Source organism: Streptococcus sp. 714 (assembly GCF_013277115.1).
GTDB lineage: Bacteria > Bacillota > Bacilli > Lactobacillales > Streptococcaceae > Streptococcus.
This window is the reverse complement of sequence record NZ_VMMH01000009.1, coordinates 20,312-43,555: the sequence shown is the minus strand read 5'-3', so window position 1 is coordinate 43,555 and position 23,244 is coordinate 20,312. Positions and strand designations below refer to the sequence as shown.

The following is a 23,244-nucleotide window of genomic DNA, read 5'->3' as shown; positions in this document are numbered from 1 at the left end:
TTTTCATTGAGTATAAATCCTAATTTTTTTCTTACTGTTTTAATCCCTCTATTTATGGTAAAATAAGACTATTAAGTTTAAAGAGGATTCCCTATGAAATTACAAAAACCAAAAGGAACGCAGGATATTTTACCTGCTGAATCTGCCAAGTGGCAGTACGTTGAGGGCTTTGCCCGTGAGATTTTCAAGCGCTATAACTATGCAGAAGTGCGTACGCCTATTTTCGAGCATTACGAGGTCATCAGCCGCTCTGTCGGAGATACGACCGATATCGTAACCAAGGAAATGTATGACTTCTATGACAAGGGTGACCGTCATATCACCCTCCGTCCAGAAGGAACAGCGCCCGTTGTCCGTTCTTATGTGGAAAATAAACTCTTCGCGCCAGAAGTGCAAAAGCCAAGTAAGTTCTACTACATGGGCCCTATGTTCCGCTATGAGCGTCCGCAAGCAGGGCGTTTGCGCCAATTCCACCAGATTGGTGTTGAGTGTTTTGGATCTAGCAATCCAGCTACCGATGTGGAAACCATTGCTATGGCAGCTCATTTCCTGAAAGAAATCGGCCTCCAAGGTGTCAAATTGCACCTCAACACTCTTGGAAATCCTGAGAGCCGTGCGGCCTACCGTCAAGCCTTGATTGACTATTTGACACCGCTCAAGGAGACTTTGTCTAAGGATAGCCAACGTCGCTTGGAGGAAAATCCTCTCCGTGTTTTGGACTCTAAGGAAAAAGAAGACAAGGTAGCAGTAGAGAATGCGCCTTCTATCTTGGACTTCCTTGATGAAGAAAGTCAAGCTCATTTTGATGCTGTGCGTCAGATGTTGGAAAATCTTGGAGTAGATTACATCATCGATACCAATATGGTGCGTGGTCTGGACTACTACAATCACACTATTTTCGAGTTTATCACAGAGATTGAGGGCAATGACTTGACAGTCTGCGCGGGTGGTCGTTACGATGGTTTGGTTTCTTACTTTGGAGGCCCTGAAACTGCTGGTTTTGGTTTTGGACTTGGTGTAGAGCGTCTGCTTCTCATTCTTGAAAAGCAAGGTGTGGCCCTCCCTATCGAAAACACCCTAGATGTCTATATCGCAGTCTTGGGTCAAGGAGCAAATGTCAAGGCCTTGGATTTGGTGCAAGCCCTTCGCCAACAAGGTTTCAAAGCAGAGCGTGATTACCTCAACCGTAAGCTCAAAGCTCAGTTCAAGTCAGCCGATGTCTTTGCAGCTAAGACCCTCATCACCCTAGGCGAGAGCGAAGTCGAAAGCGGACAAGTGACGGTCAAGAACAATCAAACACGAGAAGAAGTGCAAGTGTCACTTGAGACAATCAGCCAAAACTTCTCAGAAATCTTTGAAAAACTAGGATTTTAATAACAGAAAGACTGGTCAGAGAACTACTCTGACCTTTTTCTTTTGCAAAATGACAAAAATCATAAACTTTTTGACAAATATGCTTGTCAAAAAGAAAAAGATGTGTTACAATGTAAGCAAGTTAAGAAATAAAGAAATAGGAGGGAGTCACATGTGGGTATGGATTTTTTTCCCTTTTCTCGTCTTGATTTATAGTAGTCAATCTAAAAAAATCAAGCGGTTAGAGAAGAGGTTAAAGGTAATCGAAAGAAAAGAGAAAGGAAATAAAGAAATGTCAAGATTATTGCAAGAATTAATTGGGAAAAAACCAACAATCGTTGGACAAGTGTTTGGAACATCTTTATGGGAAGTTGTGGATGTTGATGAGGAATGGGTCAAACTACGTCATGTTGATAAAAATGGGAAAGAAAAATTCAAGTTGCAACGTATTGAGGATATCCAAACTGTTGAATTTGACGGAGAGTAGGTGTGTAACATGCAACTAAAAAATCGTCTAAAAGAGCTTCGGGCTCGCGATGGTCTCAATCAAACCGAACTAGCCAAGCTAGCAGAGGTTTCCAGACAGACTATCAGCCTATTAGAACGGGACGAATACACCCCGTCCGTTGTGATTGCCTTGAAAATATCTCAGATTTTCAACGAAACAGTCGAATCGGTATTTCGCTTGGAGGAGGACGAGTGATGAACAAGTATAAAGTGATTTATTATGTAGTTGCCATAGCTTTATTAGTCAGCGTGTGTCTACTAATTGGAACAAATCTAGGATGGTTTGATCTCTATTATAGCGACCAATTTATCTGGGCCTACTTTGCCCTCATCCCAGTAATTGACTGGATTGAAAAGAAATCCAAAAATCTAGTAAGTGAAAAAGGAGAATGAATATGAAAGAGTTTTTAGCAGGTTTTCAAGTAGATACTGAGAACAAAGAACTTGCAGGTGTCTGTGCAGGTTTAGGAAATTATTTTAATATCAAGATTAACGTCATCCGTTTGGTAGCCATTTTGCTGTTTCTTTCGTCAACAGAGTTTGGGATTTTAACAGTCATCCTATATGCTTATCTAGCGGGCTGGCTTGGGAGAGATTCTTTAGGAGAAGGGGCGAAAAAAGCAAGAAATCAAGCTATTCTCTTGTTTGCTGTTTGTTTGATTTTAGTATCACTTGGAACAGAGGGCTTGACAGCAATTTATGAATCAGGTAAAGTCTTTGGTCAGTGGTTAGTTGGATTGGTTTAGTTTAGAAAGAGGTTGAATATGAAAAAGAAACGTGGATTGTTATTTTTAATGTCTGTTTTCTTCGGAGGTTTCTTGGGCGGTTTTGTAGGGATGTTTAAGGCAGGTGCCGAATCCTACGAAGTTATTTTAGATGTAAAAGTCTTGATACCCTGGATATCAACTATTTGTTTACTGTTAGGTTTTATTAGCGTTCTTTTGACTTTCAATTTCCTAAAGAAAAGCAGAAAATTTCATTCCTTGTACCAAGAGGAAATGGATGATAATCTGAATGAAACTTATTATGTGCAAATGTATCGGAATCTTGAGTTTGGAAGCATTGCTTTTAATATTACAAGTGTAGCGATTTCATTGTCTATTTTCCTCTCATTAAATGAAGTGGTTATATTGCATACAGGCCACCAAACATTTTCCCTCTCTTTCTTAGCCTTTGTGCTATTCTTATCCGCTCAAAAATCTCTTTCTAAAACAATTGCGATTGTTCGTCAGTTTGATTTGTCTCTTTTCTCTACACCCAAGGATGTCTTAGATTATATAAATTCTTATGATGAAGGAGAGCGACAAGCTAATTTGGAACAGAGTTTTCGAATTTTATTCCAATTACACCAATATGTCTTACCAGCCTTATATGTCTTTATTATTATCATTTCTTTCTTGACAGATGAGATTCAGTTACTAGCTTTCTTGCTTGTCGGAGCCATCCATGTTTATATCAATGTGATGCAGTTACCTATGGTGAAACATTATTTCAAATAAAGGAGTTTTTATGATTCGTGTTGAAAATGTAAGCAAAAGTTTTGGGAGCAAAAAAGCTCTTCACCAGATTTCTTTTGAGATTAAGGAGGGTGAAATCTTTGGTTTTCTTGGACCTTCTGGCTCAGGTAAAACAACCATGATCAATGTCTTAACAGGTCAGTTGGCTGCAGATCAAGGTAAAACAGTTTTGTTAGGCAAGAATTCTCAAGATTTAACCTCAAATGATTTGGAACAAATTGGTATTGTTAGTGATGGAAGTGGTTTTTATGAAAAGATGAGTCTTTACAAAAATCTTCTCATCTATGCTAAGCTATATGGTCTCAAGTCAGATAGAGTAAATCAGGTGCTCCAACAGGTTGGATTGGCAGATGCTAAAGATATTATCGCAGAAAAACTATCTACTGGAATGAAACAACGAATGTTCTTGGCTCGTGCCCTTCTGAATGCTCCTAAGATTCTCTTTCTAGATGAGCCAACCAGTGGCTTAGACCCTACAACATCTAAGATGATTCATACCCTACTTCAAGAATTAAAGCAGGCGGGGACAACTATCTTTCTGACCACGCATGATATGAATGAAGCAACTCTGCTTTGTGATCGCTTATCTCTTTTAAATAAGGGAAACTTAATAGAGTATGGAAGTCCACAAGATATTATCCAGAAGTATCATGTGGATAAGAAAGTACATGTGGTTTATAACGATGGACGAGAACAGATAGTTCCATTTGAAGAATTGCCACATTTAGACACGACAGATTTGATGGTGGTTCACTCTTGTGAGCCGACACTAGAAGAAATCTTTATCAGATTGACAGGAGAAAAGTTAGATGTTTAGAAAATTAAATGCCCTACTATGGTTAAGATTACAAGTTCTTATCAGCAATTCAAGTTTGTTAGCAACTTTATTGATGCCTTTTGGTATTGCTGTTCTATATAATGAATTTTCAAATAAGAATGGTCAATTGAGCCTATTTTTACTATCTGCTAGCTTGACGATGGTCTTGAGCATGGGAAGTGGTTATATGGTATCGATTATGATGGCAGAAGATAAGGAAAAACGAAATCTCAAATCACTCATTCTAAGTGGTGTGACAGCAACAGAATATACTTTCAGTATGCTCGTTCTCCCTATTTTGATAATGTTGGTTGCTATGATTGTACTTCCCATCTATCTTAAAGTAGATGTATCTGGTTATTTATTTGTCTATGCTATCTATTTGCTCCTGGCAACTATTTGTATTATTTTTCTCAACCTTCTAATCGGTGCGGTGTCAGATACTCAATCTAAAGCGCAAGTTTATAGTATCTTCCCTATGTTAATCGTCTCTGTTTTACCTATGATTGCTCTTCAAAATGATACGGCTCAGAAAGTGTTAGATTACTCGTTCGTCGGTCCTATTGTAAATCTTTTAAATCAAAAAGGTGGAGAAATATCCTTTTCTAATATCGGCATGTTACTTGCATGGGTACTTGTGTTAGGGATAGCAAACCTCTTTGTATTGAAAAACAGCTATAAAGCAAGATAGGAGATTTATATGAAACTACTTAAAAACCTTGGCTGGTTTCTTCTAGCCATTCTATCCTTTGTGTTTATCTATGGTACCGTTCTGAGTACGGCTATAGAATCTCTAAAACTAGGTGCTTCACCCTATGCTGCTACCTTACTCTATGTGGCCTTGGCTGGAGTATATGTGTACGTCATTTACAAATGGTATCAGAAAGCTCCTGTTCATATTGAGAAGAGCGGCTTTAACCGATTTATTTGGCTTCCTGCCTTGGTTTGGTTCTTATCTCTTGTTGTCCAGTTTTTCTTGCCAAATGATCCTTCAGTAAATCAGCAAATAGCGACAGACTTGACCTTGTCTCAACCACTCTTCTCCTTCTTTGCGGTCGTTATTTTTGCTCCTTTGACGGAAGAACTTATCTTTAGAGGGATGTTAGCACGCTACCTCTTTCCTAAGCAGGACAATAGTAAACAAACTCTGATTTTTCTTCTGGTATCCAGTGTTCTGTTTACCTTGATTCATTTCCCAGGCGATGTGCAACAATTTTTTGTCTATTTTAGCCTTGGTTTTAGTTTGGGCTTGGCTTATATTAGCAGAAAAGGTCTGGTCTACAGTATTTCTCTCCACGCTTTGAATAATTTAGTCGGCTTTTTGATGATTCTCATGCTATAATAGAGTCAGGAGGTCACATGAAACGAGTAATTTTATTAGCAGTGATTCAAGCAGTCGTTCTATTTTTCATTATTGGAGCGCTAGCTTATGCCTTTAAGGGAGATTTCTTCTACAGCCATCTAGCAGTGGTCTTTGCCCCTATTGCCGGTATCTGGCGTTTTGGGACAGCTTATACGACGGAAATCGTCTTGCCTCGAAAGGCAGCCGAAATTGCGGAAAAGCGTAAAGCAGGCAAAAATTCAAAATAAAAGAGTCCGGTGAAGTTCATCGGATTTTTGTATTGGGGCTAATTTTTAGGGACTTTACCTGATTTTTAAAGACTGGCAAACTTTTCTGATGATTTTCATGAAGAGCCTGCGCTTTTATGGTAAAATAGTAACAGAATAAAAGAGGAGAGAAACAATGAAACGTAGTATGTATGCTGGTCGTGTTCGTGAGGAACACATCGGACAAGAAATTACCTTGAAAGGATGGGTTGGTCGTCGTCGTGACCTGGGTGGTTTGATCTTTATCGATCTTCGTGACCGTGAAGGAATCATGCAGTTGGTTATCAACCCTGAAAAAGTATCTGCAGAGGTTATGGCAACAGCTGAAAGCCTTCGTAGCGAATTTGTTATCGAAGTAACTGGTCAAGTCGTTGCGCGTGAGCAAGCCAATGATAAGTTGCCAACTGGTGCAGTTGAGTTGAACGTGACAGCTCTTACTGTGCTCAATACAGCTAAAACAACACCATTTGAGATTAAGGATGGCATTGAGGCCAATGACGATACACGTTTGCGTTACCGTTACCTTGACCTTCGTCGTCCAGAAATGTTGGAAAATCTTAAACTTCGTGCTAAAGTGACTCACTCTATCCGCAACTACTTGGATGAGTTGGAGTTTATCGACGTGGAGACACCATTCCTTTCTAAGTCAACACCAGAAGGGGCGCGTGACTATTTGGTGCCATCTCGTGTCAATAAAGGGCATTTTTATGCTCTTCCTCAAAGTCCACAAATCACGAAACAGCTCTTGATGAATGCTGGTTTTGACCGTTACTACCAAATCGTTAAATGTTTCCGTGACGAGGACTTGCGTGGAGACCGCCAGCCTGAGTTCACTCAGGTCGACTTGGAAACTTCATTCCTTACTGAGCAAGAAATCCAAGACATCACAGAAGGCTTGATTGCGCGCGTGATGAAGGAAACAAAAGGTATCGAAGTAACGCTTCCATTCCCTCGTATGAAATACGATGATGCGATGGCTCTTTACGGTTCTGATAAGCCTGATACTCGTTTTGACATGTTGCTTCAGGACTTGACAGAAGTGGTCAAAGGTGTTGACTTCAAAGTCTTTTCAGAAGCACCTGCTGTAAAAGCCATTGTGGTCAAAGGAGCTGCGGACAATTATTCACGTAAAGACATCGACAAGATGACTGAAGTAGCCAAACAGTACGGTGCCAAGGGTCTTGCTTGGGTCAAGGTAGTTGACGGAGAATTAAACGGACCAGTTGCCAAATTCTTGACTGCCATCCAAGCAGAATTGACAACAGCGCTTGTTCTTGAAGACAAGGACTTGGTTCTCTTTGTGGCGGATACGCTTGAAGTGGCCAATGCAACGCTTGGTGCCCTTCGTGGACGTATTGCCAAAGAGCTTGACTTGATTGATAATGATAAGTTCAACTTCCTTTGGGTAGTTGACTGGCCAATGTTTGAGTGGTCTGAAGAAGAAGGCCGCTACATGAGCGCCCACCATCCATTCACTCTTCCACAGGAAGAGACAGCTCACGAATTAGAAGGTGATTTGGCTAAGGTTCGTGCCATTGCTTACGATATCGTCTTGAACGGTTATGAGCTTGGTGGTGGTAGCCTTCGTATCAACCAAAAAGACCTTCAAGAACGCATGTTCAAGGCTCTAGATTTCTCATCTGAAGAAGCAAATGACCAGTTTGGTTTCCTTCTTGAAGCCATGGACTATGGTTTCCCACCACATGGTGGTTTGGCTATCGGGCTTGACCGTTTTGTCATGTTACTTGCTGGAGAAGAAAATATCCGTGAAGTTATTGCCTTTCCTAAGAACAACAAGGCAACTGACCCAATGACCCAAGCTCCATCAACAGTCGCTCTCAAACAACTAGAGGAACTCAGCTTACAAGTAGAAGAAGATGAAACAAGCAAAACGAATTAAGCGGTGGCGCTATTATCTGCGCCGCTTTGCTTATCAGATAAAAATTTTACGTGTCTTACAAAGCATCTCTCGTGAAAAATATGATGAGAAGATTTCGGCCTCTCTGGTCTATGGTTTTCTATCAGCAGTAGCGGTTAATTTCTTTTTCCAACCAGGGCATGTGTATTCGAGTGGTGCGACAGGTCTGGCACAGATTATCTCTGCCTTGAGTAATCACTGGTTTGGTTTTCATATTCCAATTTCGCTGACCTTCTACGCTATTAATTTTCCTTTGATGGTCTTGGCCTGGTATCAGATTGGCCATAAATTCACTATTTTTACCTTTATCACGGTATCTATGAGTTCCTTCTTTATCCAGTTTGTCCCTGTGGCGACCTTGACGGAGGATCCTATTATCAATGCCCTCTTTGGGGGTGTTGTCATGGGCTTGGGGATTGGTTTTGCTCTTCGAAACAATATCTCCAGTGGTGGAACGGATATTGTCAGTCTGACTATTCGCAAGAAAACGGGTAAGAATGTCGGCAGTATTTCCTTCTTGGTAAATGGGACTATCATGCTGATAGCAGGCTTGACCTTTGGTTGGAAATACGCTCTCTACTCTATGATTACCATCTTTGTTTCTAGCCGTGTGACAGACGCTGTCTTTACCAAGCAAAAACGGATGCAGGCTATGATTGTGACCAATCATCCAGACAAAGTCATTGAAAAAATCCATAAAAAATTGCATCGCGGAGCAACTATGATCCACGATGCAGAAGGAACCTATAATCACGAAAGAAAGGCAGTTTTAATCACTGTCATTACACGTGCAGAGTTTAATGAATTTAAACAGATCATGAAACAGGTGGATCCAAGCGCCTTTGTCTCTGTATCTGAGAATGTCCATATTTTGGGACGGTTTGTTGAAACAGATAATTAATGACCAAAAAAACCAGCTCGAGCTGGTTTTTATTTTTCAATAATTTTGTGGGCAATCAACTGACGGTAACAAATTTGTTTATTGTTTTTGTTATCATTAATAATCTGGAGAATAGTTTCAAGGGAAACACGACCAAGTTCCAAGCTATTGATATCAACATAGGCCGCCAAATTGAGCTTGGGATTGACCGAGTCAAAGCTGAGAACAGGGACATCCAGTTGGTGCTTAGCAATATAGTCACAGACCCCTTCGGCTAGGAGACTATCGGTTGTAATGATGGCATCAATCTGCGGGTCATGCTGAAAGAGGAGTTTACTAAATTGATATCCTTTTTCCTCTAGAAATTCATTTGCAAAGTAGGTCAGATTGTCATCAAGAGGCAGTTTGTATTGCTTGAGCGCGGATTCGTAACCAGTTAGACGGTCTTGTGTAACGAAGAGTTTCTTAGAACCTCCGATAAAGGCAATTCGTTTGCAGCCTTTTTTGATGAAATATTCTGTCGCATCAAAACCAGCTTGGACATTGTCGTTATCGACAAGAGGTATAAAAGGTGAAATGGATTTTCCTAGGATGAGGAAGGGGAACTGCTCGTCAGCGACCAGCTTGACCAAAGGATCTTCCTCTTCGGCGTAAAGGAAAATCAAACCATCCACGCGTTTACCGTAAACCATTTGTGAAATAGCTTTAAGGCGTTCTTTTTCATCTTTACCTGTCGCAATTTGAATGGCGTAGTGGTTCTCAGAGGCGACTTGGGCTATACCACGTAGGACAGATGGGAAGAAAGGATTTTGATAGAAGGCGTCTGAGTCGTCAGGAAGAACCAATCCGATAACCTGAGTATAGCTGCTTACCAAGCTACGAGCGTTGAGGTTGGGGTGGTAGTTGAGCTCCTTCATAGCCTTGCGAACACGTTTTTTAGTTTCGTCGCTAATGGTTGATTTATTTTGAATAACACGGGTTACGGTTGAAGGTGAAACACCAGCAGCCTTGGCCACATCTTTAATCGTAACGGGCATAAAAATCTCCTATTTATGGTAATCTGGGTCACGGAAATGTGTTTTATAAAAGATAGTGACCAGATAAAGGACAAAAAGAATGTTTTGTACAGTAATCAGAGTTGTCATATTTTGGCCAAATAATCCCAAAATAAGCGTAATCAGAGTTGGTAATCCTAAACAGTTCAAGATAAAATGGCAGCACTCTTTAAAGGTTCTAAATGAAAAGAGGCGCGATTTCTTAGTGATATAAAGGAGAAGACTTGCTCCTAGAGAGACAATGAAGAAATTCAAACCAAAGAGGAAGCTGGCACCGAGAACTAGGAAGAGACTGATATAGACACGATTTTGCTGGTACCAGTCTTCAGAAATTGCTTGGGTCAAGCTGTCTTTACTTTTGAAACTCTCAGTCTGTATCGCTCGGTAAGAGACACGGGTCAGTTCTTTACTTTCCTTGCTGATGACCAGTTCTTTTGTATCGAAATGTAGTTGCAAGTCCTTAGGTAATTCCTTGCTTTGGCTTGGACCGATTAAAAGAGAAGGCGCTGGACTAGCTGTTCCTGTATAAGTAAATTTACCATCAACAATTGCAGCATGTTCAGAGAGTTCCTGGACAACCTCATCTGTCAGAGGCTCATAGACATTATCGATAAAGGTTTCTAGCGGATAAGTATCCTGTGAGCTGTTTTGGATGGCAATGGGTACCATAGACAAACTGATAAGGAAGATACTGGTAAAGAGAAGTTGAAACCAGTTGAGCCCGAAACGTTTGGACAGGGGCTTACGAAATCCCCAAATACTTGAAAAATAGGAAAATGGATATGGAAGCATAGGTATCTTTCTAAAAGGTGTTTTCTATATGAGTATTATTATATAGAGAAATGTGCTTTATTTCAAGTCTAGGAGAGAAATTGCTTGCTACAAGGATATTATTTACAATCACAAGCTCCAAAATGAAAAAGGGTGGCGGGGATATATTATCCCTTGTCGCCACCACTTGTAAGTCCTGAAACAAAGTTCTTTTGTAGGAAGAAGAAGAGAATACAGATTGGAAGGGCGATGAGGATAGCACCTGCTGAGAAGTAGGCAATCTTCATGTTTTTCGCATTGTTAACGAAGGTTTGGAGACCAACGGCAACAGTAAAGTATTCTTTCTCACGAAGCAAGAAACTAGAGAGGATGTAGTCCCCGAAAGGTCCCATGAAGGCCCAGAGAGCTTGTACGGCAACCATTGGGCGAACCAGTGGAAGAACAATTTGCCAGAAGCGGCGGAAGTGTCCTGCACCATCTAGTTTTGCAGATTCGTCTAGAGACATTGGCACTGTATCGAAGTAGCCTTTCATCAACCAAGCATTCATCGGGATACCTCCACCAACATAAAGGAAGATGAGGAACCAGCTGTGGTTAAGGGCGTTCAACATAAGTGCCATAACGAAGAAGGCGGTCAAAGCGGCCATGGTTGGCACCATTTGGATAATCAAGAAGAAGACCAAACTTTGTTTACGAGCCAAGAAGTTGTAACGGCTGTAAGCATAACCAGCAAGTACGATGATACTTGTTTGGACAGCCATGGTAATCAAGGCGATAATCAAAGTGTTGAGGTACCAAGTACCGTACAAGGTTTCAGTGAAGAGGCCTTGGAAGTTAGCAAAGCTAAAGTTGACATTGCTATCTAGTTTAAAGGCTACTACATTACCTGCCTTGAAGGCTGACATAATAGTAATTAACAATGGATAGATAATCACGACTGAGAGGCCAATCAAGTAGAGGTAAGTGAGGGTTTGAGTCAGTCTACGTTTGAGTTTAATTGAGTTATTCATCTTAGACGTCCTCCATATCAAATGCGTGTAGTTTCTTGAATGCGATCATAGAGATTGAGATGACAATGATAGAGATAATCAAGGTAACAGCTGCCGCCATTGAGTATTGAGGAGATGTACCTGTTGTCAAACGGTAGATCCATGAAATCAAGATATCAGTTGAACCAGCTCCACCTCCGACACTACCAGGTCCTCCACCATTGAAGAGGTACATGATAGAAAAGTTGTTAAAGTTGAAGGTGTATTGACTGATCAAAGTAGGTGCCGCAACAGCCAAGATCATTGGGAAAGTGATGTTGCGGAATTTTTGCCAAGCATTGGCACCGTCAATATAAGCTGCTTCGTAAAGGTCGTTAGGAATAGATTGCAAGATACCCAAGGTTAAAACGTAGATGTATGGGAATCCAAGCCAACCTTGCATCATAATCAAGGCAATCTTAGTCCAAGTTGGGTCTGTTTTCCAAGGAATAAGAGCACCATCAAGGAAAGGAAGGAATTTAGCCAAGATTGGTAGTACTTGAGTGTTGATAGCACCAACACTATCGTTAAACATGTTTGAGAATGTCAAGATAGTGATGAAAGCTGGAACAGCCCAAGGAAGAAGGAAAATAACACCAAAGATACGTTTTCCTTTGATAAATGGTTGGTTAGCAATGATAGCTGTGAAGATACCGATTACGATTTGTAAAGTTGAGGCAGCTAAAGCCCAGATGATAGTCCAAGAAAGAACGGCACCAAAGGCAGAACGGAAGGTACTCAAACTCCAGATGTTCGTAAAGTTGGTCAAACCAACCCAGTCCAGCAATTTGTTTGGTGGCAAGTGCTGGAAGTCGTAGTTGGTAAAGGCAATCATCAAGGTTACGATAACTGGGAAGATAATCGCAAAAGTCATGGCAACATAAGATGGAATGATCAAGAGGTAAGGGAAGCCATTTTCATAAATCCCTTTGATCATGTCTTTGAGGGTACGTGGTACTGGAATTCCATTGTTAATACGTTTTGCGATTGTATGTGCATCTTTAATATTTGAGAAATAGAAGAGTACATAAACGACTACAAAGATTAAATGGAAGGCACCACGAATCAGCATGAAGAGGGAATTATCACGACCTGGCTTGTCACCAAGAGTGATGAGATTGCTTAATTCAGGGGATGCAAGTGCTAAGAAATAAAGAACAAATACAATGGTTACACCAAGGAAGATAAAACCTTTGGCTTTTTGTTTATTGTAAATCTGTCCTAACCCAGGAATGATAGACAGCAGGGCTGCTTTACTAGGTTGTTGCTTTTCCATAATAACTCCTTTCATAGGATACTGCTTTTTAATCAAAACCTAAACTATATATGTTTTTTATTGATAAATTCAAAGGGGGATTTGAATTCCACCCCCCTTGAACAAATTTTTTATTCACCAAATTTTTGTTTGATTGTTTCTTTGATCAATGTTACAGCATCGTTAGCAGCTGTTTTAGCATCTTTCTTACCACTTACAGCATCAAAGAGCATAGTTTTCGCTGGATCCCAAACTGCAGACATTTGAGAGATATTTGGCATTGGTTGAGCGTTCTTGAACTGTTTGATAACAGCTGTTGTCAACTCATCGTTTTTACCTTCTGCATAAGTACGAGCTTCAGTGTTAGCTGGAATTTCGTTAGTTTTATCGTAGAATGCTTTTTGTTGTTCAGTTGAAACTAGGAAGTCTACAAATTTTTGTGCGCCTTCAAGGTTCTTAGTGCTTGATGGGATGATCCAAGCTTTACCACCACCGAATGCAGCGTAATCTTTTCCGTTTGGAAGAGTTGGGATAGTAGCAACACCGTAGTTTACTTTAGCATCTTTGAATGCTTGAGCTTTCCAAGGTCCATCGATAATAGCAGCTGTTTTACCTTCTTGGAATTGAGTTTGGATCAAGTTTCCAGCACCTTCAGTATCTTGCATACCTTTAGGCCATTTTTCGTACCAAGATTTAGCGTAGTTGATACCTGCAATAGCACCGTCGGTTGCAAGACCGATGTCTTTAGGATCTTTACCGTTTTGTCCGAATACGTAACCACCGTTACCAGCAAGGAGTCCGTATGCGTAGTAGAAGTTTGTCCAGTCAGCTAGGAAGGCAGTAGTTTTGCCATCTTCACCAGCGAAAGCGTATTTGCTGTCTTTAGCAAGGTTTTCCAAGTCAGCAAAAGTTTTTGGAGCTTCTTTTACCAAGTCTTTGTTATAGTACAAAACGAGTGATTCGATAACAGCTGGAGCACCATAGACTTTACCGTCAGCAGCTGTTACAAGAGATTTAGTTTTATCATCTGTTTTAGCGCCGTCGCTCAATTTCACTTCTGAAAGTTGTCCGTCAGTACCAAGGCTACCTACACGGTCGTATGGAGCCATCATAACGTCAGGAGCTTGACCTGATTGGTTGTCAAGAGAAAGTTTGTCAAGACCACCCATTTGGTCACCAGATTTGATGTTAACTGTTGTTCCTGATTGTTCTTTATAAGCTTTAGCAACTGTTTCAGCATAAGCTTTGTATTGGTCTTCAACGTAAAGAGTGATTTCTTTTGCTTCAGATGAACCAGAATCAGCAGGCTTATCAGCAGTTTTGCTTCCGCAAGCTACCAAAAGCAAGCTAGCAAGTGTAGCAGTTCCAAGCACAGCAGCGCTCTTCATGAATTTAGATGACATAGTGTATTCCTCCTAAAGAATAACAAATTTTATAATGAGGAAACGCAAACGTTTTCCTTTATGGGACTAGTATAGCACAATCGGAAAGCGGTTGCAAGTATTTTTTGTAAAAATTTTTAAAAAAATTGTAAAAAAAGTAACCGCTTTATCGTTTTATATATAGAAGAAAAATCAAATATCACTTTTGTTTTAAATTTTAAAAAAGTTGAGAAAACGATTGCCTAATTTACAAATGGAAATTAAAGAGATTTGTTACTTTCTTTCCAGTACATAAGATAAGTGAAACCCTTATTCCTATTTTATTTGCTTCCGGAAAGAATATATATACGAGTAAGAAGAAAAACTTTTTAAAAAATAATCAAAAAGTTTTTTAAAACCGCTTGCATTTATCAAGAAAATGAGATATACTAATCATAGCGCAAACGTTTGCGTTCGTAAAAATGTAATATCTAACTATAAACACATGAGGTGCTTATTATGAAAAAACGTCAAAGTGGTGTGTTGATGCACATTTCTTCTCTTCCAGGAGCATACGGAATCGGATCATTTGGTAAAAGTGCTTACGACTTCGTTGATTTCTTGGTTCGTACAAAACAACGTTACTGGCAAATCCTTCCGCTAGGAACAACTAGTTACGGAGATTCTCCTTACCAATCTTTCTCAGCCTTTGCAGGGAACACTCATTTTATCGATTTAGATATCTTGGTAGAACAAGGCTTGTTGCAAGCAAGTGACCTTGAAGGGGTTGACTTTGGTAGCGATGCGTCTGAAGTTGATTATGCGAAAATCTACTATGCACGTCGTCCTCTTTTAGAAAAAGCGGTAAAACGTTTCTTGGAAGTAGGAGATGTTAAAGATTTTGAGAAATTTGCTAAAGACAACCAATCATGGCTTGAACTCTTCGCAGAGTATATGGCTATCAAAGAGCATTTTGACAATCTTGCTTGGACAGAATGGCCAGATGCAGATGCTCGTGCTCGTAAAGCTTCAGCACTTGAAAGTTACCGTGAGCAATTGGCGGATAAGTTGGTTTATCACCGTGTGACTCAATACTTCTTCTTCCAACAATGGTTGAAATTGAAAGCCTACGCTAACGACAACCACATCGAAATCGTTGGGGACATGCCAATCTACGTAGCGGAAGATTCAAGCGATATGTGGGCAAATCCACACCTCTTCAAGACAGATGTCAACGGTAAGGCTACTTGTATCGCAGGATGCCCACCAGATGAGTTTTCTGCAACTGGTCAGCTTTGGGGTAACCCAATCTATGACTGGGAAGCAATGGACAAAGACGGATACAAATGGTGGATTGAACGCTTGCGTGAAAGCTTCAAAATCTACGATATCGTTCGTATCGACCACTTCCGTGGCTTCGAATCTTACTGGGAAATCCCTGCTGGTTCCGATACAGCAGCACCTGGTGAGTGGGTCAAAGGTCCTGGCTACAAGCTTTTTGCAGCTGTTAAGGAAGAACTTGGTGAGTTAAACATCATCGCAGAAGACCTTGGCTTCATGACTGATGAAGTTATCGAATTGCGTGAACGTACTGGCTTCCCAGGAATGAAGATTCTTCAATTTGCCTTCAACCCAGAAGACGAAAGTATCGATAGCCCACACTTGGCACCTGCTAACTCAGTTATGTACACAGGAACACACGATAACAATACGGTCCTTGGTTGGTATCGTAACGAGATCGATGATGCGACTCGTGAGTACATGGCTCGCTATACGAACCGTAAAGAATACGAAACAGTGCCACATGCTATGCTTCGTACAGTCTTTTCATCAGTTAGCTTCATGGCAATTGCAACTATGCAAGATTTGCTAGAATTGGATGAGGCAGCTCGCATGAACTTCCCATCTACCCTTGGTGGAAACTGGTCTTGGCGTATGACTGAAGATCAATTGACACCAGCTGTCGAGGAAGGTTTGCTTGACTTGACAACAATCTATCGCCGAATCAATGAAAATTTGGTAGAATTAAAGAAATAATACAATATCAGGAGACACCTTAAACATGTTATCACTACAAGAATTTGTACAAAATCGTTACAATAAAACCATTGCAGAATGTAGCAATGAAGAGCTTTACCTTGCTCTTCTTAACTACAGCAAGCTTGCAAGCAGCAAAAAACCAGTTAACACTGGTAAGAAAAAAGTTTACTACATCTCAGCTGAGTTCCTGATTGGTAAACTCTTATCAAACAACTTGATTAACCTTGGTCTTTACGACGATGTTAAAAAAGAACTTGCAGCTGCAGGTAAAGACTTGATCGAAGTTGAAGAAGTTGAATTGGAACCATCTCTTGGTAATGGTGGTTTGGGACGTTTGGCTGCCTGCTTTATCGACTCAATTGCGACTCTTGGTTTGAACGGTGACGGTGTTGGTCTTAACTACCACTACGGTCTTTTCCAACAAGTTCTTAAAAATAACCAACAAGAAACAATTCCAAATGCATGGTTGACAGAGCAAAACTGGTTGGTTCGCTCAAGCCGTAGCTACCAAGTACCATTTGCCCACTTCACATTGACATCAACTCTTTACGATCTTGATGTTCCTGGTTACAAGACAGAAACGAAGAACCGCTTGCGTTTGTTTGACTTGGATTCAGTTGATTCTTCAATCATTAAAGACGGTATCAACTTTGATAAGACAGACATCGCTCACAACTTGACTCTTTTCCTTTACCCAGATGATAGTGACCGTCAAGGTGAATTGCTCCGTATCTTCCAACAATACTTCATGGTTTCAAACGGTGCGCAATTGATCATCGACGAAGCAATCGAAAAAGGAAGCAACTTGCATGACCTTGCTGACTACGCAGTTGTACAAATCAACGATACTCACCCATCAATGGTTATCCCTGAATTGATCCGTCTTTTGACTGCACGTGGTATCGAGCTTGACGAAGCAATCTCAATCGTTCGTAGCATGACTGCCTACACTAACCACACAATCCTTGCTGAAGCTCTTGAAAAATGGCCTCTTGAATTCTTGCAAGAAGTGGTTCCTCACTTGGTACCAATCATCGAAGAATTGGACCGTCGCGTGAAAGCAGAATACAAAGATCCAGCTGTTCAAATCATCGATGAGAGCGGACGTGTTCACATGGCTCACATGGATATCCACTACGGATACAGTGTTAACGGGGTTGCAGCACTTCATACTGAAATCTTGAAGAACTCTGAGTTGAAAGCTTTCTACGACCTTTACCCAGAAAAATTCAACAACAAAACAAACGGTATCACGTTCCGTCGTTGGCTCATGCATGCTAACCCAAGCTTGTCTCACTACTTGGATGAGATTCTTGGAGATGGTTGGCACCATGAAGCTGATGAGCTTGAAAAACTCTTGTCTTACGAAGACAAAGCAGCTGTCAAAGAAAAATTGGAAAGCATCAAGGCTCACAATAAACGTAAATTGGCTCGTCACTTGAAAGAACACCAAGGTGTAGAAATCAATCCAAACTCTATCTTTGACATCCAAATCAAACGTCTTCACGAGTACAAACGCCAACAAATGAACGCTTTGTACGTGATCCACAAATACCTTGACATCAAAGCTGGTAACATCCCTGCTCGCCCAATTACAATCTTCTTTGGTGGTAAAGCAGCTCCAGCCTACACAATCGCTCAAGATATCATCCACTTGATCCTTTGCATGTCAGAAGTTATTGCTAACGATCCAGCAGTAGCTCCACACTTGCAAGTGGTTATGGTTGAAAACTACAACGTTACTGCAGCAAGCTTCCTTATCCCAGCATGTGATATCTCAGAACAAATCTCACTTGCTTCTAAAGAAGCTTCAGGTACTGGTAACATGAAATTCATGTTGAACGGAGCTTTGACTCTTGGTACTATGGACGGTGCTAACGTGGAAATCGCTGAGTTGGTTGGCGACGAAAACATCTACATCTTCGGTGAAGATTCAGAAACTGTTATCGACCTTTACGCAAAAGCAGCTTACAAATCAAGCGAATTCTACGCTCGTGAAGCTATCAAACCATTGGTTGACTTCATCGTTAGCGATGCAGTTCTTGCAGCTGGAAACAAAGAGCGCTTGGAACGTCTTTACAATGAATTGATCAACAAAGACTGGTTCATGACTCTTCTTGACTTGGAAGACTATATCAAGGTTAAAGAACAAATGTTGGCTGACTACGAAGACCGTGACGCATGGTTGGATAAAGTCATCGTTAACATTTCTAAAGCAGGATTCTTCTCATCTGACCGTACAATCGCTCAGTACAACGAAGATATCTGGCACTTGAACTAATAATTACATAATTTAAACCCGTACCTCGAAGGTGCGGGTTTTGTATTATCTAAAAAATTTATTTACAGTGCTTTCCCAACAAGAATTTCTGATTCAATGGTAATCTCTGTCAGTTGGCTCCAATCAATCTTGCTCTGGTCGACGTGAAAGAGGAGAGGCGTCATGCTGCGTAGGGCTTGAAGCTGCTCTGCTGTGATAGTCTTAGTCAGAGAGGCCGTTTGGCTAGATAGGATGGTAAAGTGTTCTTGGAAATGATTTTTGATATCTTGGTTGGAATAATCTTTGTTTGTCAGCTGGTCCTGTACCCTTTGACGGATTTCCTTGAGGTGATTTTCAGTTGGGATGACCTTTATCAAGATACCGTCTTTGGATAAAACGCGACGAAATTCTCCATAGTTGGCAGGTGAAAAAATATCAAGCAGAATATCCATGCTGGCGTCTTTTATAGGAAGACGAGCCAGGTCGCCAACGAACCAATTGACTGCCCAGTTAGGTTCGCTCTTGGCAGCAATTTGGACGGAATCTTTGGAGATGTCAAAGGCATAGAAGGTTTTGTCAGGATGATTTTCCTGGAGTTTTCGAGAATAGAAGCCTTCGCCACATCCAATATCCAAAATTGTTTCGGTATTTTCTGAACTTGCAAGTAAATCAGAAATTGCATCTAAAATAGCCTGATAAAAGCCAGCTTCTAGGATTTGCTGACGGTTTTGAAAGTTTTCCTTGTCGTAGTTGGCAGATTGCTTGATTTGAGGAGCCAGATTGACATAGCCGAATTTTGCTAGGTCAAAAGAATGGCGATTGTTACATTTGAGACTACCCTCTACCAGAGTTAGATTTTCTTGGCAGATAGGGCAGGCAAAGGCAGTCGCAGAAGCGAAGCGCTGAAGTTTGGGTTTGAGGTTTGTATTCATAGTTTAAGTCTAGCAAAAAAAGGACTGGATGGCAAATGCCTCCAGTCTTCTTTTTAATATGTAAGAACAAAGTATTTTTTCTTACCACGACGGATAACAGTCAGTTCGTTTTCTAACTTATCTGCATCACTCAAGACATAGTCAAGGTCTTGGATACGGTCGCCATTTACGTAGATAGCTCCATTTTGGACATCTTCACGGGCTTGGCGTTTTGAGTTAACCATACCAGATGAAACAAGGAGTTCCACGATATTGTGGTTTTCATCTGCTTGAACTTGGTAGTTTGGTACTCCACGAAGTCCTTGTTTGAGTTCTTTGACAGAAAGGTTTTTGATGTTTCCTGCAAAGAGTTGCTCAGTGATGTTGAGGGCTTCTTTGTAGGCTTCTTCGCCGTGAACAAGTGTGACAACTTCACGAGCCAAGACTTTTTGAGCCAAGCGTTCGTGTGGCGCAGCCTCAAACTGTTTGCGGATGTCTTCAATCTCATCAAGTGATAAGAAAGTAAAGATTTTCAAGAAGCGAACAGCGTCAGCGTCCATGACATTCATCCAGAATTGGTACATTTCGTATGGAGAAGTCTTTTCAGGGTTGAGCCAGACTGCGTTTCCTTCTGATTTACCAAATTTCTTACCAGTTGCATCTGTAATCAATGGAACAGTGATAACGTGACCGGTCTTGTCAGCTTTACGACGAAGCAATTCGGTACCAGCTGTCATATTTCCCCACTGGTCAGAACCACCGATTTGAAGCGTTACATTGTGGTCCTGGTTAAGGACGAAGAAGTCGTAACCTTGCATGATTTGGTAAGCAAACTCAGTGTAAGAAATTCCTGTTTCGATCCGTTTTTTCACAGACTCTTTGCTCATCATATAGTTGACAGTGAAGTATTTGCCGATATCACGGAGGAAGTCAATGAAGCTGATGCTGCCAAACCAGTCGTAGTTGTTGACCATGACAGCTTTATTTTCACCATTTTCAAAGTCAAGAAAACGAGAAAGTTGTCCTTGGATAGACTTGACCCAGCCATCTACTGTGTCTTTTGTTTGGAGACTACGTTCAGCATCTTTGAAGGACGGATCTCCGATGAGACCTGTAGCACCGCCAACGAGCGCATAAGGTTTGTGACCTGCTAGCTGCAAGCGACGACTTGTCAAGATTGCGACAAGGTGGCCTAGGTGAAGGCTGTCAGCAGTTGGATCGTAGCCAGTATAATAAGAAACTTGACCTTCTTCTAGGGCTTTACGCAAAGCTTCTTCATCAGTCGTTTGAAAAATCAAACCACGCTCTTTTAGCTCATCAAAAATGTGCATATGTCTTTTCTCCTTTTTAAAATTATTGTTTCTAACTATTGTATCACAAACTTGGGCAATAGCCTAGTAGAATAGGGAAGAAAGTGGCTATTTTATTGAAAGTGTACCTTTTATGGTATAATGAATAGAGTGAGGAAATCCATGCAAAATCAATTAAAGAGAAAAGTGCTGGCATTTTTCCAGCAAGTAAAATCAAACATAAATCATAAAAAATCAGAGAAAGTCTTAGAAGCGAAGAAGTCGGATGGAACAGTTGGGAAGTTCCTGCCTATCTTAGGTAGCATTTTGGCTGCTATCAAGGGAGTTTTGAATACCCTCTTTATTATAGGCTTTATCGGTGGGCTTTTTGGGGCAGGTGTGGCTCTTGGTTATGGAGTTGCTTTGTTTGATAAGGCTAAGGTTCCGCAAGCGGAGGAGCTGGTTAAGCAGGTTAAAGATGTTTCTTCTATATCAGAAATTGTCTATGCAGATGGAAGCGTTATTGCTTCTATCGAGAGTGACCTACTGAGAACTTCGGTCTCATCTGAGGAAATATCGGACAATCTCAAAAAGGCTATCGTTGCAACTGAGGATGAACATTTTCTTGAACATAAAGGGGTTGTGCCAAAGGCTGTGATTCGGGCGACTTTAGGAACCTTTGCAGGTCTGGGTTCATCTAGTGGAGGTTCTACCTTAACCCAACAGTTAATCAAGCAACAAGTAGTTGGAGATGCTCCAACTCTAGCAAGGAAGGCAACAGAAATTGTCGATGCACTTGCTTTAGAAAGAGTGATGGGGAAGGATGAAATCCTAACTGCTTATCTCAATATCGCTCCTTTTGGCCGAAATAATAAGGGACAGAATATTGCAGGTGCTCAGCAGGCAGCAGAGGGTATTTTTGGTGTAGATGCTAGTCAGTTGACTGTTCCTCAAGCAGCATTTTTAGCAGGACTACCGCAAAGTCCTATTATCTATTCTCCCTATGAAAATACGGGTACTATTAAGAGCGATGAAGATTTAGAACTAGGCTTGAAGCGGGCCAAGGATGTTCTTTATAATATGTATCGTACGGGATCCTTAACAAAGGAAGAATACAATCAGTATAAGGATTACAATATCAAACAAGATTTTTTGCCATCAGGTTCTGTTAATGTTGTTTCAAGAGATTACCTTTACTATACTGCTATGGCTGAAGCGATAGACCGGATGTACGATTATTTGGTCCAACAAGATAATGTTCCCAGTCAAGAGCTGAAAAATGAAGCTATTCAGAAGGCGTATCGTAAACGAGCTGAGCAAGAATTAAGTACAGGTGGTTATAAGATTATGACTACTATTAATAAAAAAGTTCATACTGCCATGCAGAATGCAGTAGCCAGATATGGGTCTCTACTAGATGATGGAACAGGTCGTGTAGAAGTAGGGAATGTCTTGATGGACAACCAAACAGGTGCTATCTTGGGCTTTGTAGGTGGTCGCAATTATCAAGAAAATCAAAACAATCATGCCTTTGACACCAAGCGCTCACCAGCTTCCACTACCAAGCCCTTGCTGGCCTACGGGATTGCTATTGATCAGGGCTTGATGGGAAGTGAGACGATTCTGTCTAACTATCCAACAAACTTTGCCAATGGCAACCCGATTATGTATGCTAATAGCAAGGGGACAGGAATGATGACCTTGGGAGAAGCCTTGAACTATTCATGGAATATCCCGGCTTACTGGACCTATCGTATGCTCCGTGAAAAGGGTGTTGATGTCAAAGGTTATATGGAAAAGATGGGTTACGAGATTCCTGAGTACGATATTGAGAGCCTGCCAATGGGTGGTGGTATTGAAGTCACAGTTGCCCAGCATACCAATGGCTATCAGACCTTGGCAAATAACGGAGTTTATCATCAGAAACATGTGATTTCTAAAATTGAAGCATCAGATGGTAGAGTGGTATATGAGTATCAAGATAAACCGGTTCAAGTCTACTCAAAAGCTACTGCGACAATTATGCAGAGCTTGTTGCGAGAAGTTCTATCCTCTCGTGTGACAACAACCTTTAAACCGAATTTAACTTCTTTAAATTCGACATTAGCTAATGCAGATTGGATTGGGAAGACTGGTACAACCAACCAAGACGAAAATATGTGGCTTATGCTTTCTACTCCTAAATTAACTTTAGGTGGTTGGATTGGGCATGATGATAATCATTCATTATCTCGTAGAGCAGGCTATTCCAATAATTCTAATTATATGGCTCACTTGGTTAATGCCATCCAAGAGTCTGAACCTGGAATTTGGGGGAACGAGCGCTTCGCTTTAGATTCTAGTGTAGTAAAATCCGAAGTCTTGAAATCAACAGGTCAAAAACCAGGTAAGGTTTCTGTTGAAGGAAAAGAGGTAGATGTCACAGGTTCGACTGTTACCAGCTATTGGGCTAATAAGGCAGGAGCGCCAGCGACCAGTTATCGCTTTGCTATTGGTGGAAGTGATGCGGATTATAAGAATGCTTGGTCTAGTATCGTGGGGAGTCTACCAACTCCATCAAGCTCCAGCAGTTCAAGTAATAGCTCTAGTGACAGTAATAACTCAAGTGCTACACGATCTTCTTCAAGGATAAGACGATAAGTTCTATGAACTATGCTAAATGAAGTGGCCAATC

22 protein-coding genes are annotated in these 23,244 nt (G+C 40.9%); 15 read left to right on the top strand and 7 right to left on the bottom strand.

What is annotated here, in order from left to right:
- Positions 1-93: 93 nt before the first annotated feature.
- The 12 genes from hisS (at position 94) to HT718_RS03800 (ending at position 8,621) form a co-directional block, all read left to right on the top strand.
- On the top strand, positions 94-1,374 hold the full coding sequence (gene hisS / locus HT718_RS03855) for a histidine--tRNA ligase (RefSeq protein WP_173267401.1): 1,281 nt from the start codon (positions 94-96) through the stop codon (positions 1,372-1,374).
- A 49-nt stretch (positions 1,375-1,423) separates the two neighbouring features.
- Complete coding sequence (locus HT718_RS03850) at positions 1,424-1,840, top strand: hypothetical protein (RefSeq protein ID WP_173267399.1); 417 nt, start codon at positions 1,424-1,426, stop codon at positions 1,838-1,840.
- 9 nt (positions 1,841-1,849) lie between these two features.
- Entirely contained in the window at positions 1,850-2,056 is a 207-nt protein-coding gene (locus tag HT718_RS03845; protein ID WP_001176233.1) for a helix-turn-helix transcriptional regulator, read from the top strand.
- Positions 2,056-2,253 carry a hypothetical protein gene (locus tag HT718_RS03840; RefSeq protein ID WP_049539067.1) on the top strand — a complete coding sequence of 66 codons (198 nt, stop codon included), beginning with the start codon at positions 2,056-2,058 and terminating at the stop codon, positions 2,251-2,253. Before HT718_RS03845 ends, HT718_RS03840 begins: the two co-directional genes overlap by 1 nt.
- A 2-nt stretch (positions 2,254-2,255) precedes the next feature.
- Positions 2,256-2,606, top strand: a complete 351-nt coding sequence (locus HT718_RS03835) for a PspC domain-containing protein (RefSeq protein ID WP_049539070.1) — start codon at positions 2,256-2,258, stop codon at positions 2,604-2,606.
- An 18-nt stretch (positions 2,607-2,624) separates the two neighbouring features.
- Positions 2,625-3,359, top strand: coding sequence for a DUF3169 family protein (locus HT718_RS03830; RefSeq protein ID WP_173267397.1), 735 nt, complete (start codon positions 2,625-2,627; stop codon positions 3,357-3,359).
- A 10-nt stretch (positions 3,360-3,369) separates the two neighbouring features.
- Positions 3,370-4,194: an ABC transporter ATP-binding protein gene (locus HT718_RS03825; protein ID WP_061425775.1), complete on the top strand. Its 825-nt coding sequence runs from the start codon at positions 3,370-3,372 to the stop codon at positions 4,192-4,194.
- Complete coding sequence (locus HT718_RS03820; RefSeq protein WP_173267394.1) at positions 4,187-4,885, top strand: ABC transporter permease; 699 nt, start codon at positions 4,187-4,189, stop codon at positions 4,883-4,885. The genes HT718_RS03825 and HT718_RS03820 overlap by 8 nt, the downstream gene beginning before the upstream one ends.
- Positions 4,886-4,894: 9 nt before the next feature.
- On the top strand, positions 4,895-5,536 hold the full coding sequence (locus HT718_RS03815; RefSeq protein WP_173267392.1) for a type II CAAX endopeptidase family protein: 642 nt from the start codon (positions 4,895-4,897) through the stop codon (positions 5,534-5,536).
- A gap of 17 nt (positions 5,537-5,553) precedes the next feature.
- Positions 5,554-5,784 carry a hypothetical protein gene (locus HT718_RS03810; protein WP_033682917.1) on the top strand — a complete coding sequence of 77 codons (231 nt, stop codon included), beginning with the start codon at positions 5,554-5,556 and terminating at the stop codon, positions 5,782-5,784.
- Between the two features lie 154 nt (positions 5,785-5,938).
- Entirely contained in the window at positions 5,939-7,702 is a 1,764-nt protein-coding gene (gene aspS / locus HT718_RS03805) for an aspartate--tRNA ligase (protein WP_061087500.1), read from the top strand.
- Positions 7,680-8,621: a YitT family protein gene (locus tag HT718_RS03800; RefSeq protein ID WP_173267390.1), complete on the top strand. Its 942-nt coding sequence runs from the start codon at positions 7,680-7,682 to the stop codon at positions 8,619-8,621. The genes aspS and HT718_RS03800 overlap by 23 nt, the downstream gene beginning before the upstream one ends.
- Positions 8,622-8,650: 29 nt before the next feature.
- Here HT718_RS03800 and HT718_RS03795 read toward each other — a convergent pair whose 3' ends face one another.
- The 5 genes from HT718_RS03795 to HT718_RS03775 all read right to left on the bottom strand — a co-directional run bounded on the left by HT718_RS03795 (position 8,651) and on the right by HT718_RS03775 (position 14,112).
- Entirely contained in the window at positions 8,651-9,637 is a 987-nt protein-coding gene (locus tag HT718_RS03795; protein WP_061087502.1) for a LacI family DNA-binding transcriptional regulator, read from the bottom strand.
- A gap of 9 nt (positions 9,638-9,646) precedes the next feature.
- Positions 9,647-10,447 carry a DUF1189 domain-containing protein gene (locus tag HT718_RS03790; RefSeq protein WP_061087503.1) on the bottom strand — a complete coding sequence of 267 codons (801 nt, stop codon included), beginning with the start codon at positions 10,445-10,447 and terminating at the stop codon, positions 9,647-9,649.
- A 146-nt stretch (positions 10,448-10,593) separates the two neighbouring features.
- Positions 10,594-11,436 carry a sugar ABC transporter permease gene (locus HT718_RS03785; RefSeq protein WP_061087504.1) on the bottom strand — a complete coding sequence of 281 codons (843 nt, stop codon included), beginning with the start codon at positions 11,434-11,436 and terminating at the stop codon, positions 10,594-10,596.
- A 1-nt stretch (position 11,437) separates the two neighbouring features.
- A complete protein-coding gene (locus HT718_RS03780) occupies positions 11,438-12,730 on the bottom strand; it encodes a sugar ABC transporter permease (RefSeq protein WP_000414965.1) in 1,293 nt (430 codons plus the stop codon).
- A gap of 110 nt (positions 12,731-12,840) precedes the next feature.
- Complete coding sequence (locus HT718_RS03775; protein ID WP_000095465.1) at positions 12,841-14,112, bottom strand: extracellular solute-binding protein; 1,272 nt, start codon at positions 14,110-14,112, stop codon at positions 12,841-12,843.
- A gap of 477 nt (positions 14,113-14,589) precedes the next feature.
- Here HT718_RS03775 and malQ point away from each other — a divergent pair, with 477 nt between their 5' ends.
- Positions 14,590-16,107, top strand: coding sequence for a 4-alpha-glucanotransferase (malQ, locus tag HT718_RS03770; RefSeq protein ID WP_061087505.1), 1,518 nt, complete (start codon positions 14,590-14,592; stop codon positions 16,105-16,107).
- Between the two features lie 25 nt (positions 16,108-16,132).
- A complete protein-coding gene (glgP, locus tag HT718_RS03765) occupies positions 16,133-18,391 on the top strand; it encodes a glycogen/starch/alpha-glucan family phosphorylase (protein ID WP_173267387.1) in 2,259 nt (752 codons plus the stop codon).
- Positions 18,392-18,453: 62 nt separating this feature from the next.
- On the opposite strand, the gene HT718_RS03760 is transcribed toward glgP, so the two are convergent.
- Both HT718_RS03760 and tyrS read right to left on the bottom strand, forming a co-directional pair.
- Positions 18,454-19,302: a putative RNA methyltransferase gene (locus HT718_RS03760; RefSeq protein ID WP_173267385.1), complete on the bottom strand. Its 849-nt coding sequence runs from the start codon at positions 19,300-19,302 to the stop codon at positions 18,454-18,456.
- 53 nt (positions 19,303-19,355) lie between these two features.
- Positions 19,356-20,612 (bottom strand): tyrosine--tRNA ligase, encoded by a 1,257-nt coding sequence (gene tyrS / locus HT718_RS03755; protein WP_049539090.1) that lies wholly within the window; start codon positions 20,610-20,612, stop codon positions 19,356-19,358.
- A 141-nt stretch (positions 20,613-20,753) separates the two neighbouring features.
- Here tyrS and pbp1b point away from each other — a divergent pair, with 141 nt between their 5' ends.
- Positions 20,754-23,210, top strand: a complete 2,457-nt coding sequence (gene pbp1b / locus HT718_RS03750) for a penicillin-binding protein PBP1B (RefSeq protein WP_173267383.1) — start codon at positions 20,754-20,756, stop codon at positions 23,208-23,210.
- Positions 23,211-23,244 lie beyond the last annotated feature (34 nt).